This window comes from Promicromonospora umidemergens, assembly GCF_024171995.1.
GTDB classification, from domain to species: Bacteria; Actinomycetota; Actinomycetes; order Actinomycetales; family Cellulomonadaceae; genus Promicromonospora; species Promicromonospora umidemergens.
The window spans coordinates 1-12,480 of sequence record NZ_JAMTCT010000004.1 but is presented as its reverse complement, the minus strand read 5'-3'; the positions used below and the strand labels follow the sequence as shown (position 1 = coordinate 12,480).

Here is a 12,480-nt window from a genome sequence, read left to right as displayed (position 1 = left end):
TCATTCACCGAGCAGAAAGAGATCACGACGTGCTGACCGACGCGCTGACCACAGTGAGGCGGCCTCGAGACGTCCGCCTCGACAGCCTGACGGGCCTGATGCCGCTGTACGCGGCCACTCTCGACCCAGAGAACGTGTACGCCGCGTTGCGAGCTGAGTGGGGTTCGGTGGCTGCGGTCGAGCTGTCCGACGGTGTCCCGGCGTGGCTCGCCCTGGACTGGAGTGATGCCTTGCGCGTCGTGCGCGAGCGGAACAACTTCACTCGCGAGGTTAAGCGGTGGCGCGCGTTCCAGAACGGGCAGGTGAAGCCCGGCACGGGCCTGCACGCGTTCTTCTCCGACCGCGACAACGCGTACTACAGCGACGGGGCGGACCACACGCGACGGCGCGCGGTGGTCGACGACGCTTTCGCCCAGGTCGACGAATCTGCGCTGCGACGGGACATGCAGTGGGTGTGCGACCGCATGCTCGCCCACATCGTCAAGGACGGCGCCACCACTGCGGACCTGGTCCCCACCTACACCCAGTTCGTCCCGTCACTGGCGGTGGCAGCGATGTACGGCCTTGGCGCTGATGACGCCGGCGTCATGGGGCAGTACGCCAGGGACATCTTCTCCAACACTGCGGCCGCCGGCCCGGCATTCGTCGGGCTGAACACCATGCTGGAAACCCTGATCAGGGAACGTGAGAGGAACCCGGGTCACGACCTCCTGTCAGCGATCGTGCTCTGGCGCGACCCGCGGACGGGCACGGGTCTGACGGACACGGAGTTGCTGGACACAGCCCAGATGATCCAGTCCGCGGGCCACGAGATGTCCGTCGCCTGGGTCACCATGGCGCTGGTCTACCTGCTGAGCGACAACGACTTCGACGGGCGGGTGCGAGGCGGCCGTCTCGGTATCGATGAAGCCCTCGACGCGGTCCTGGTCAACAGCTCGCCGGTATGGAACACCCCAGCGAGGTTCGCCACGGCCGACATCGAGATCGGCAGCGTTCTCAACGACAACAACGTAGATATCGGTGGACGCTTTGTACACGATGGCGAAGCGGTCGTCGCGGCCGCCGCCGAAGCGACTGCGTCCGTCCACCGCGGTGTAGACCCGGTCTGGTCCGGTACCTCCCGTGCATCCCTCGCGTTCGGAGCGAGCGGCCCTCACCACTGCCCCGCCCAGCGCATCTCTCGCATCATCGTCAAGGCCTCCGTCGAAGCCGTCCTGCACCGAATGCCCGGACTCACGCTCACGGTCCCGGCCGACCAGCTCGGCACCAGCCTCTCGCTGTGGGCCAGGAGCGCGTCCAGCCTGCCGGTGAGCTTCGACCCTGTGACTGGGTACGAGGAGACCTGGGCCAGGATGGGGGCCTCGCAGTGATGACCACCACGACAGAGCTGCGCGAGCTCAGCGCGCAGATCACTGCCGCGCTCGAGCATCTGCCGCCGGAAGCGACCGCCGCAGTCCGCGTCCGGCACGGGGCGGGTCCCGTCCTGGCAGCAGGCGAACTCTGGGTCACGTCCGGGCCGGGGCAGGTCCCGGCCTGGACGTGTGAGCTGCCAGCGGCAGTGGGCCTGCGCATGAACCTGGTCGAGCGGGCGCTCGACGAGGCAGGCCTGGCCTATCGGAAAGCTGACCTCGATCTACGCGCCCGGTGGCGACGGGTGATGGCTTCGACCAAGGTCGTGGCGGGGTACGAACTGGCCATCCAGATCTCCGGCGCACGCGCCGAGGGCATACCAACCTCGCGACTCCACAGACCAGGGAAGACCTAGGGCATACGCCCACTGGTTGCACACACGCGCGGGGCCGCTACGTGTGTGCACCACCGACCAGACGACGAGTTACAGGACCGACGAACGAGAAAGAAGCCCACAGTGATCCGCGAGCGAACCCGACGGAAGGCCAGGCTTCCCCAGATGACCAGGCCGGCACCGGCGCCGAGCGCACCCGCCGCGGTGGGCGCGCGAGGGGACTTGCCTGGGAGCGACGTCGGGTCCGCGATCCTGGCCGTCGAGCTTGCCTTGACCGGTGATGGCAGGTGGGACCAGGCCGAGATGGCCATCGACGAACTGACCAGGGACCCGGACGTGTCGGGCGCCGCGAGCTTGTTCCATGGAGCGCCGGCTGCTGCGCTGGCCATGGACACGGCCGCCGTCGACGGGTACCTCGACCTGCGTGATGCACAGCTGGTTGCGGAGGCGCGTAGAAGGCAGGCTCAGGAACCGCGGCTGTTTCGCGAGATGCAGCTGGATCTTGATGAGGACCTGCGACAGATCGTCGAGCAGCGCCTGGCCGCGGCCGAGGCGCGGTACGAGGCCGGCCGGCCGCCGACGGCGGCCGAGTTCGGACTGCTCGAGGGAATGCTCGGGCTCGGCGTGATCCTGCTGCGCCGTGCCCCTGGCACCGTGCTGATGCAGCGGGTGATCGACTACGTCGTCAGTTTGACGAGGCCGGTCCTGGTCAACGCGGTGCGGCTGCCCGGCTGGTACGTCGCGCATAATCCGGGACCAGACTCCTCGACGCCGGGCGGGCACGTGAACATGACCATGGCCAGCGGTGCAGGCGGCCTGCTCGCGTTCCTGGTGGCCTGTGTACGCGCCGGCTACACGCGCGACAGCCTGCACGTGCCGATCAAGGCTCTGGTCGACTGGTTCGTTCGCTGGCAGCAGCCCGCGAGCGCCGAGTGGCCGGACAGCGTCTGGTGGCCGCGTTGGGTCACACCAGCCGAGGTACAGGTAGGGCACCTGGTCGGCAGTCGTGGGGTCGGGGAGGCACTGCCGTCGTGGTCGCGGATGGCGGGTATGGCTCGCGCTGTGCAGATGGGCGCGAGCGTGCTCGCCGCGAGCCGGTACCCCCACGCAGACGAGGCACGCATGGTGCGAGCGCTGGCTGAGGAGGCGATGTTGGCATGCCTGACTAACCGGCAGCTGCGCCGGCTGAGCAGCGGTGGCTTGTGGGGTGGCCTGGCCGGGCTCTACCAGACGGGCTACCGCGCGGCCGCGGACGCGACCGGGCCGACGGAGATCCGGCTCAAGCACCGTATGTCTGCAGTCGGGGACGCGCTGCGCTCGCAGGTCGTGACTCTGCCGGCTGGCGGACCAGGCGATCTGTGGTCGGGGGAGTCGGGCTTGCGGCTGGCGGCGCAGACGCTGCGGCGCGGGACTGCGCCAACCTCGTGGTGGGATGCGTGCCTGCTGGTCACCGGTAACCCCTACCCGGCGGACCGGAGGAGCGCACCGTGGTCGTGACTACGCGGGCAGCTGCGCGGGACCTGGCCCCCGAGGCGGTGGTTGGCCTAAGCCGGTCCTTTCCGCTGATCGCTCGGCCCGGGCCGGTCTGCCTGGCTCTGGAGGAGAGAGTCACCCAGCTATCCGAGGTCCTCGATGTCCCCTTCGGGGACGCGGGCGCCACCTTCGCGGCGCACGCCCTGACTCGCGCCGCGGGGCTCGCATCGGAGTGCCAGCGACCCAAAGAGGTGAACCGGATCCTGCGGCAGCACCTGGCGGTGTACGCCGGCCGGGACCTGCTGAGCGGCGCGGCGGCGCTCGCGATGTTGGAGCCGGCCACTGACCTGGCGCGTCTGCATGCCCTGGCTGGCCACACTGACCGGGCGGTGACGTGGCTGACCCGTCTGATGCATGCGGTCCGAACGGGCACGAGCATCTCGATCGACCGCTACGACCTGCCGCTGGACCACGTCGACGCCGATCCAGGTGAGCACGAGCTCCTGCAAGGGTGGGCCTGGGGCCGGCTCCTGGCCGACGCCGTCAAGATTCTGACCATGGCTGGCCAGCGGGCTGAGGCCGCCGCGCTGGTCACCCGCCACGGCGGCCTGGGTGCGCGCCTGACCGAGACACGTCAGGCCATGGTCGTGGCCCACCTCGTTGCCGGGGAGCCAGTCGCGGCTCGTCACTACCTGGCCGGGGCCCAGCCGAGCCTGCCATGGGAGTCCGAGATCGCCTCGTGCCTTGCCGTGCTGGCCGCTGAACCAGCCGATCGCCCGGCGGACACAGCCGCGCTGATCTCCACCTTCCAGCACAGCGCACCGGCGACCGACCTCGCTGCCTACCGGGCGCGGTACGGCGTGATGGTGACGCGGCTAGCCCACGCCACCGGCCACCCGTACGCGAGTATCGCGCGACAGGTGGCCGCAGAGGCGATCGCCGTCGGCGACGGCCATGCCGCCCGTGAAGTCGTGCGCACCGTGGCCGGCTGCCTGTCCCACAAGGACATCGCCACCCTCGAACGCAACATCATCAGAGCCGGACTGCGCAGCGGCGCCCTGACCGGCTACAACCTGTCACGCCTGCGCACCACCGCCGACCACGCCACAACCATCCTGCAGGAGTCCCTGCAGGCCATCCCGCGCTGACCAAGAGGAGCACCGATGCTCGACACCACCGACTATGAGGCCAGACCGCACCGGCCCGAGGGCATCAACCCGGGCCGCGCCCGGGGAACGATCCGCCGCCTGTACAACCAGGAGGAGCTCGCACCGGCCCGCCTGTCCGCGCCCCTGCTGATACGCCCCGACGGCGAGGCGACTGGCGCCCTACCCGGCGAAGTCGACCTGCCTGGCCTCGGCGCCCACGTGCGCCAGCTCGCAGCCCTCGGCCTGGGCGGGGTCAAGCTGTTCGTCACCGGCCACAACCACGACCAGCGGGGAACGGCCGCGACCACCCGCGACAACCGCATGCTCCGTGCCATCGAGACGATCAAGACCACCGCTCCGCAGCTGGCCGTCACCACCGAGGTCTGCGGCTGCTCCTGGACCTCCAGCCACGAATGCGTCCTGCGCCACGACGACGGCCGTATCGATCGCCCCGGCACCTACGAGCTCATGTGCCGGATGGCCGTCATGCACGCCGGCGCCGGCGCCGACGCGGTCTCCCCGACCGCGATGCTCGATGGCTCCATCCGCGCCGTCCGCCAGGCCCTGGACTCCGAGGGCTGGCCCGACGTCTCAGTCAACCCGAACATCGCCATCGACTCCTCTTTGTACGAGCCCTTCAAGAACGTCATGGGCACCCAGCCCGCCACCGGCCGCCGCAGCGGTCTGCAGATCGACCCCGCCCGCCTCGTACCCGACTCGGTCGCCTGCGCCAACCGATGGCTCGCCGAAGGCGCCGACACCCTCACCCTCCAGCCCGTCATGACGAACGCCGACGCCCTCACGGCGCTCGCGGCTCGGACCACGGTCCCGGTGGTGGCTTACTCGACGTCGGGGGAGTGGGCCGCGCTGCAGTCCCTGCCCGACGCTGTGTCCATGGACTACCACCGCATGCTGTTCCGTCTGGGCGCCGGGCACGTGCTCTCGTTCGCCGCCGCGGCGATCGCCCACACCCTGCAGATCGGAGCTCGGCCATGAACGACTCACCTTTGACCCGCCCCGACATGCTCGCCGTCGTCCAGGAGTCGGCCGCCCGGGTCGGGTTTCGCATGTCGTGCGAGGACCTCACCGGCACACTCCTGGCGACCCTGGTGGCCTCAAAGCCGCGCGGCCGTTTCCTCGAGATCGGTACCGGGGTCGGCGCCGGTGTCGCCTGGATGCTGTCGGGGATGGACGCCGGCGCGAGCCTGACGACCATCGAGATCAACCCTCTCTTCCACACGGCAGCGGCGGTGACGTTCGTCGACGACCCACGGGTCGAGTTCGTGTGCGCCGACGCCGGCGAGTGGCTACGCGAGTACGACGGTGATCCGTTCGACCTGGCGTTCGTCGACTGGCGGCCGGGCAAGTTCGACCAGCTCGACACCCTGATCGATCTCCTGACCCCTGGCGGCTTGTACGTCGTCGACGACCTGCTGCCGCAGGACACCTGGCCTGCGGACCACCCCGAGCGCGTCGACCAGTTCTGGGCGGGATGGCCCCGCGCGGACATGGTCGCGACGCCCATGGGCTGGGCCAGCGGGCTGCTCGTGGCCGCCAAGACCTCACCGGCGCGGCGGATACCGTGAACCCCATGTCTTCCCCCGTCCTGCGGATCGTGACCCGCTCCTCGCCGATGGCCCGCGTCCAGGTCGAGCGCGTCCGCGGTCTCCTGGCCCACACCTCGCCCGAGCTCGACGTCGAGGTCGTCCCGGTCACGACGACGGCCGACCGGTGGACCGGCCACCTGTCAGCCCTGGGGGGCAAGGAGAACTTCGTCCGCGAGGTCGACGCAGTCCTGGCCGCGGGCGCCGCCGACGTCGCGGTGCACTGCCTGAAGGACATGCCCGGTGAGAAGCCCCTCCCACCCGGGATGACGATCGCCGGCTACCTCGAGCGCGACGACGTGCGCGACTGCCTCGTGAGCCCGGCGGGCCTGACGCTGGCCGAGCTGCCGCCCAGGGCCCGGATCGGCACCTCCTCGGTGCGTCGCCGTGCCCAGCTCACCGCCATTCGCCCCGACCTCGAGTTCACGCTGTTCCGCGGCAACGCTAACCGGCGCCTGGAGAAGCTCGCGGCCGGCGAGGTCGACGCGGCGATCCTGGCCGTCAGCGGCCTGGAACGCATCGGCCGGACCGACGTCATCACCGAGACCTTCGAGCCCGAGGTCATGCTCCCGCCGGTCGGCGCGGGCATCCTGGCACTGCAGTGCCGTGCGGACGACGACGCCACGCTCGAGGTCCTGGCCCCGCTCAACGACCCGACAACATGGCGCGAGGCCGCCGCAGAGCGCATGTTCCTGCACGTCCTACAGGGGCACTGCAACAGCCCGATCGCCGGCTGGGCGAGCCACGTCGACGACGAGCTGCAGCTGCACGGCGCCGTCTACTCCCTGGACGGCAAGACCGTCCTGACAACCGCGGAGTCGGCCGCCGCCTTCAACCCGGTCGACCTGGGCATGAGTGTCGCCCTTGCCCTCGTCAAGCAGGGAGCCCGCGACGTGATCACCGACGCTGCGCAGCACCCCTGATCTTTGAGGCACCTCCTCACAAGCCATGCGCGACGCGGTGCGTGCCCACACAGTCAGGACTCTCACGTGCCCAAATGGTGTTCGACGACCAACCGCCCACGATGCCCCAGTGGCATGGCCTGTGCGTCTCGCACGTCTGGCTCACGTGCGTCGGGTGGTGTCTGGGCTGCGCTCAGGACCACCGCGCGGGCAAGCACACCTGCCAGGCAGGGATCCCGATCCGGAAGCAGACCGCCCGCGAGCACCCACACACCTGCGCATGGTGCTACCCCCTGCCTGCGCATGACCGCCCACCCGTCAATCAGCTCTGAGCCAGTACAAGCCCTGGCCAGGTGGTCTGAGGCGTCTGACCTGACTGCGTCGCGGCCAAGAGGGTTTGCTTCGAGCGGTTGCCGATCGGCGTCTCGAGCCGAGTACCTGCGCGAACCACTGCTGCCGTCCGATGAACCCACCATCTGGAGGTAACCGATGATGACCGACCTGGAGCAGATTCTCGGCCCGCGCGACGAGCAAGCAGTGCTCGAGGCGGTGGCCGCCGCCCGCCAGGAGCAAGCGGCACTCGAGGCGCTGGGCGGCCGGCGGTGGTTCGCGGCGCCCCTGGCCTGGATGCGGTGGTTCGCGGCGCCCCTGGCCTGGATCGAGCGAGAACAGGCTCGGTTCGAGCGGTGGATCAACTGCCAGCTGGTCTCGCGCACACGGTGGGACGAGCTTGCCGCCGAGGACATCACGACGAGCATGGACCGGTTCCAGAGCGTCCAGCAGACCCTGCGCAACCCGTTCCATCCCCGCACGCTGGAGATTCTCGACGAGGTCGTGGCGTTCATCATGGAGCATCGCGGCGTACGTGACGGGTTCGCCGACGTCGTGGACGATCTGCCGCCGCTGGCCAAGCGCCTGAACCGGGCAGGGATCGAGGAGTACATCCGAGTCGAGATTGCCCACCGTCAGGCCGTAGCGGCCGACCCCGTGCTGCTGGTGCAGCACCGGCCGGCCGAGCTCAACAAGGTCCAGTCCCACCGGGCAGGCGAGCAGTGGCTGATCGTCCAGCACAAGGCCAGCGGCTTGCGCGCGCAATTCATGTACCACCCCGGCGAGGTTGAGGGGAAGGTGTACTCCAGGCCGTACGGCATTGCCTCGATCGGCCCTGACCGGGTCGAGGACCCGCAGAACCGGGCGCCCGAGTGGCAGGACTACGCCGGGCTCGGGATCGGCACCAAGCTCTACCGACGAGCCGCCGAAGAGTTGCCTGACGTGCGCTGGGGAGCCACCTCCGTCAGCCCGTACGCCGAACCGCTGCGGACCAAGTTGCACGCCCTCGAACCCTGGCGCTGGCGCTCGCGCATGTGCACCTGTTACGAGGCGTGGGGCGGGCTGACCCCGCAGGCCTCTGCCGAGGCCATTCACAGGCCCGCTTTCCGTGAGCCGGAGGTCTGAGAGATGCGGGTCCCGCGCCCGGAGGGCGTCGCCGCGTACAGCGGACAAGGCGGAATCGACCCGCCAGCGCCTGAGCACGTCGTCGATTTCACCGCGCAGGGCCCCGAGCAGGCCTTGGCGATGGCCGCCGCGAGCGAGCTTGCGTGCGACCGGGGAGGGGCGTGGAGCGTCATCACTAGTAAGGGACCCGGAGTCAAACAGACGGTCTTCCAACTGCACCTGCATCTGGTGCCACGCGAGGCGGGCGATGAGCTCGCCCTGCCTCGGTCCCCTCAGCCGGTCCCGGCCGGCTTGGACGATCTCTGACCATCCGCAACTGACCTACCACCAGCAGGGGGAACCGCATGACGATCACACCGATGACCGACCGCGCCGGCGATCTGCGCGCGCAACTCGTCGACGGACTGCGCACCGGCGTTCGCCGCCCGCCATTGCAGTTGCCCGTTCCCATCTGGGAGGCGATGCTGGCCGTGCCGCGCCATGAGTTCTGCCCGCCCGGCCCGGCGTTGGAGGATGCCTACGCCGACGACGTCGTTCGCTCTCGACGCGACGAGACCACCGGCAGGACAACGCCCTCGGTCAGTGCTCCTGGCTTGTTGACCGCACTATTGGCGTGTCGTCCCCGTAGCGTGCGATGGCAGCGTCGACGCTGATGCCCTCTGGCCCGACCTCGAGGAGCGGTATCGATGGCACTGGATGCGGATGGTGAAGGTGGCGGTCGTTCTGTCGCGGGACTCGTTGTGGCGCGGACCGGCGCGGTCCGGCCGACTCATGAAGCGGATCTGCCGTGAGTCGTGCTCGACGGCGCGGGCGCGGCGATCGAGCCGGTCAGTGTGTTCTTGCTCGAGCTGCTGGCGTGCGGGAACGGGGCGTCGTCGTGTCGCTCGTACGGGTATGCGCTGCTGGGCTGGTTTCGGTTCCTGGGGGCGGTAGAGGTGCCGTGGAGCCGCGCGCAGCGTGACGAGGTCCGTGACCTCGTGCTGTGGCTGCGCACGAGCGTCAACCCGGCGAGGGCACGGTCCCGGCTCGGCGCGCCGGCGCCGGGGGCGATCAACGCTCGGACCGAGAAGCCCTCGCTTTCGTCGAACGAGTGACGCCCGTATCGCGGAAGAGACAGTGTGAGCACTTCGCTGACCGGCCGACATCCAAGGCCTTCCTCATCCGTCCGTGAGATGTTCGATCGAGTTCGGCCCTTCCGGTGCTCTGCCCGCGAGCTCGTCGGCCTTGTCAAGGCGCGCCAGCCAGAGCTCCCGGACGAGTCGGATACTCGGCTTGGCGGCAAAGAAGAGCGAGCCGATCAGAAAGCAAAACGTAGCCGCCACTTTCGTCTGCTCGGAGAAGAACAGGATGCTGCCGATGACGAAGAGCATTGCGGCGAGGAAGTCAGCGATCGTATGCAGCACCTCGAACATGGCGTAGCGGCGGGCTTGCTGCGACGTAACCTGACGGGCCCGAGGATCGAAAATCCGCACCACATCTCCCAGCTTGATCGGTTGTGTCCAGTCTTCCGGAGCGCGGTGAGCCAGCCGGAGCCATGCCAGGTGGTCTCCCGTAGTGCGGCTGGCCCCTCGGCGTGGTCCGATCCGACGCACGCACTCCCTTGGAGTCATACGAAACCTCCAGCATGGAAGCAGCGGTGCCCAGTCGCACCGCGGGCTGTACTAGGTGCGAGCCGCCGCGCGGCGACGCAGCATCGAAGGACACCGACAGTCCGCGCAGGAGGAGGCACCGATGGTGACGGGACCCAGCGCCCCGCCCGTAGAGCCTGGATCGTCGGAGGCGACCGCAACTGCGCAGGTGAGCTCGTCAGCGCGCGCCGCGAACAGCGCGGCTCCCCGTGAACAGATCGGAGAGGAAACCTGTGTCGATGAACAAGAAAGACGAGGTCGCCGCGAAGGACCATGGAGAGGGCCGGTCGCACGACTCCGGGATGTATCTGCGGTTCGCTGCGATGCTCCTGACCGCGATGGTGGTCATGTACTTCGTCATGTTCGTGGGCTCCTGGGAGTGGAACCACGTACGGTTCAGCCAGAGCCGCGTGTTTATGGCACTGACCATGGGCGGCGCGATGGGCCTGGTGATGCTCGCCTGGATGCTCAACATGTACAAGAGCACCAAGGCAAACATCGCGACGGTGCTGGCCAGCGTCCTGCTCCTGGGAGGCGGCGCGTTCCTGGACCGCAGCCAGATCACCGTCGACGACACCGCGTTCATGAGCGCGATGATCCCGCACCACTCGCTCGCCATCACCCGCTCGGAGCGCGCACAGATCCAAGACGTCCGGGTCTGCGAGCTCGCCGTCGAGATCAGCGAGGCCCAGCGCCGCGAGATCCGCGAGATGGACTGGCTGATCGACGACATCGCCCGCAACGGGATCGCGACCACGCCCGCTGAGGCGCAGTCCCGGCAGGTCCCGAGTTTCCAGGAGCCAGCCCAGCGGCAGTGCCGCGCGAGCTGACCGAGGCGACCGGCAACAAGGTTCCGATGCACTGACCGACGAGGGAGACGGCGCATGGCGTTTGAGGAATGGGTCGGAGCGGTCGGTAGAGCGGTAGACGCCGCGGGCGTCGTGGCGGTTGTCCTGGGCGCCGTGATGGCCACCGTGTTCGCCGTCACCAGGCTGGCGCGCAGACAGGGTGAGGTCTACGGGCGGTACCGGCGGTTTCTCGGCAGATCCATTCTGCTCGGGCTGGAGCTGTTGGTCGCCGCGGACATCATTCGCACCGTGGCAGTGGCCCCGACGCTCGAGAGTGTCGGGGTCCTCGCCGGCATCGTCCTGATCCGCACCTTCCTTAGCTGGTCTCTCGAGCTGGAGATCACCGGCCGGTGGCCCTGGCAGAAGGAAGGCGCACAACCGAGTGCATCCGGCAGCGGCAGCCCGGCCCAGTAGCACGCTGATACGCATCGGCCGGCGTGCGCAGGACCGACATACCAACGCAGGGAATGCTCAAGTGCGTTCGTTCGCGACGTAGTGGATCGTCTGCGCGACGATGGCCTCGTTCTCGACGACGTAGGAGTCCACGCCTTAGCGGACCAGCACCTGGGGATTCTTCCCCGTCCAGGAAACCGAACCGGTCCGCGACGACGACGTTGTCGTACCGGTAGTGCGCGTCCGGGAGGTAGCTGCCGAACACACCGACGAACTTTTACACGCCGTTCTTGCCACGGTGCACCCCTGCACCCCGGTCGTAGGCCAGGCACTGGATGCGCTGCCATCCGGCGGCGCATCCACAAGCAAATGTGCCCGGCGCAGTGGTCACCGCTCGCCGACGCCGTCCTGGCTCTTCTGCTGCTGCTCGCACTCGGTGTCCCCCTCGCCGCACCGCTCGCCGTCCTGGTCTTCATCGGAGCCCTGGTACCCCTGGTCGGGGCCCCGGCAGCGATGCTGCTGGCCGTGCTCGTGGCACTGATCACCAGCGGACCTGTCACCGCGCTCGTGATCGGGGTGGGAATCGCGCTCATCGGGCAGATCGAGGGGCACCTGCTCGAGCCACTGGTCATGAACCGCACCGTCAAGCTCCACCCAGTCGTCGTCGCCCTCACCGTCACGATCGGTGCCCTGGTCTCGGGGATCCTCGGCGCAGTCCTGGCCGTGCCTGTCGTCGCCACAGCCTGGGCCGTATTCGCCCAGCTACGTAAACGACCACCGCCTTTATCCGAAGAGAACCCCGTCACGACTCGCAACCGGAGCGGGTGCCGTCCTGGTGCTGGTGGTGCTGGTGGTGCTGCGGGACGCGTTCCGCACGCGGTTGTATCCCAGATGGCAGGGCCGACTGATCCCGGTGGTGACCGGCTTCGTATGGCGGATCTGCCGGCACCTCGGGGCGCATGCGGTCAGGATGAGTGGGCCTGCGGGCAATGGTGCTTGTGACGGTGGTCTGGGTAGCGCTCGTCGTCACTGGTTGCGCCTCGTGTCTGACCGCACCTCGAAGCTGAGGCGCCCTACGGTTCTCGGACAGTTGGCCCCAAGATATAATTCTTGGGATTGACTGGAAGGAAAGGCTCGTTGGCGGAACAGAAGTATTCCTCGGAGTTCAGGGACGCGTGCGTTCAGGAAGTGATCCGGAGTTCACGCACTATCGCGCAGGTAGCGCGTGAGAACGGTGTGGTGCAGCAGACTCTGCGGAACTGGGTGAACGCGTACAAGAAGCAGC

15 protein-coding genes are annotated in these 12,480 nt (G+C 68.6%); 14 read left to right on the top strand and 1 reads right to left on the bottom strand.

Going from position 1 to position 12,480, the window contains the following annotated elements:
* Positions 1-53 precede the first annotated feature (53 nt).
* The 10 genes from APR04_RS08430 (at position 54) to APR04_RS08385 (ending at position 9,420) form a co-directional block, all read left to right on the top strand.
* A complete protein-coding gene (locus tag APR04_RS08430; protein WP_253869283.1) occupies positions 54-1,370 on the top strand; it encodes a cytochrome P450 family protein in 1,317 nt (438 codons plus the stop codon).
* Entirely contained in the window at positions 1,370-1,765 is a 396-nt protein-coding gene (locus APR04_RS08425; RefSeq protein ID WP_253869282.1) for a hypothetical protein, read from the top strand. Before APR04_RS08430 ends, APR04_RS08425 begins: the two co-directional genes overlap by 1 nt.
* A gap of 144 nt (positions 1,766-1,909) precedes the next feature.
* Positions 1,910-3,241, top strand: coding sequence for a lanthionine synthetase LanC family protein (locus tag APR04_RS08420; protein ID WP_253869281.1), 1,332 nt, complete (start codon positions 1,910-1,912; stop codon positions 3,239-3,241).
* Entirely contained in the window at positions 3,232-4,365 is a 1,134-nt protein-coding gene (locus tag APR04_RS08415; protein ID WP_253869280.1) for a hypothetical protein, read from the top strand. The genes APR04_RS08420 and APR04_RS08415 overlap by 10 nt, the downstream gene beginning before the upstream one ends.
* A 15-nt stretch (positions 4,366-4,380) precedes the next feature.
* Positions 4,381-5,361, top strand: a complete 981-nt coding sequence (locus APR04_RS08410) for a porphobilinogen synthase (RefSeq protein ID WP_253869279.1) — start codon at positions 4,381-4,383, stop codon at positions 5,359-5,361.
* A complete protein-coding gene (locus APR04_RS08405) occupies positions 5,358-5,951 on the top strand; it encodes an O-methyltransferase (RefSeq protein WP_253869278.1) in 594 nt (197 codons plus the stop codon). Before APR04_RS08410 ends, APR04_RS08405 begins: the two co-directional genes overlap by 4 nt.
* Before the next feature lie 5 nt (positions 5,952-5,956).
* Positions 5,957-6,892 carry a hydroxymethylbilane synthase gene (gene hemC / locus APR04_RS08400; protein WP_253869277.1) on the top strand — a complete coding sequence of 312 codons (936 nt, stop codon included), beginning with the start codon at positions 5,957-5,959 and terminating at the stop codon, positions 6,890-6,892.
* A 471-nt stretch (positions 6,893-7,363) separates the two neighbouring features.
* Positions 7,364-8,326 carry a hypothetical protein gene (locus APR04_RS08395; protein WP_253869276.1) on the top strand — a complete coding sequence of 321 codons (963 nt, stop codon included), beginning with the start codon at positions 7,364-7,366 and terminating at the stop codon, positions 8,324-8,326.
* Positions 8,327-8,670: 344 nt separating this feature from the next.
* Positions 8,671-8,979: a hypothetical protein gene (locus tag APR04_RS08390; RefSeq protein ID WP_253869275.1), complete on the top strand. Its 309-nt coding sequence runs from the start codon at positions 8,671-8,673 to the stop codon at positions 8,977-8,979.
* A gap of 141 nt (positions 8,980-9,120) precedes the next feature.
* Complete coding sequence (locus tag APR04_RS08385; RefSeq protein ID WP_253869274.1) at positions 9,121-9,420, top strand: hypothetical protein; 300 nt, start codon at positions 9,121-9,123, stop codon at positions 9,418-9,420.
* Between the two features lie 63 nt (positions 9,421-9,483).
* Here the strand turns inward: APR04_RS08385 and APR04_RS08380 are convergent, their stop codons facing one another.
* A complete protein-coding gene (locus APR04_RS08380) occupies positions 9,484-9,798 on the bottom strand; it encodes a YrhK family protein (RefSeq protein WP_253869273.1) in 315 nt (104 codons plus the stop codon).
* A 395-nt stretch (positions 9,799-10,193) separates the two neighbouring features.
* Between APR04_RS08380 and APR04_RS08375 the strand changes: the two genes are divergently transcribed.
* The 4 genes from APR04_RS08375 to APR04_RS31270 all read left to right on the top strand — a co-directional run.
* Positions 10,194-10,784 carry a DUF305 domain-containing protein gene (locus APR04_RS08375; protein ID WP_253869272.1) on the top strand — a complete coding sequence of 197 codons (591 nt, stop codon included), beginning with the start codon at positions 10,194-10,196 and terminating at the stop codon, positions 10,782-10,784.
* 54 nt (positions 10,785-10,838) lie between these two features.
* The gene (locus APR04_RS08370; RefSeq protein WP_253869271.1) at positions 10,839-11,216 is read left to right on the top strand and encodes a DUF1622 domain-containing protein; all 378 of its coding nucleotides are present in this window, start codon (positions 10,839-10,841) and stop codon (positions 11,214-11,216) included.
* Positions 11,217-11,564: 348 nt separating this feature from the next.
* Entirely contained in the window at positions 11,565-12,197 is a 633-nt protein-coding gene (locus tag APR04_RS08365) for an AI-2E family transporter (RefSeq protein WP_308292331.1), read from the top strand.
* 108 nt (positions 12,198-12,305) lie between these two features.
* Positions 12,306-12,480: transposase (locus APR04_RS31270; protein WP_372496083.1), on the top strand; the 175-nt coding region annotated here is incomplete at its 3' end.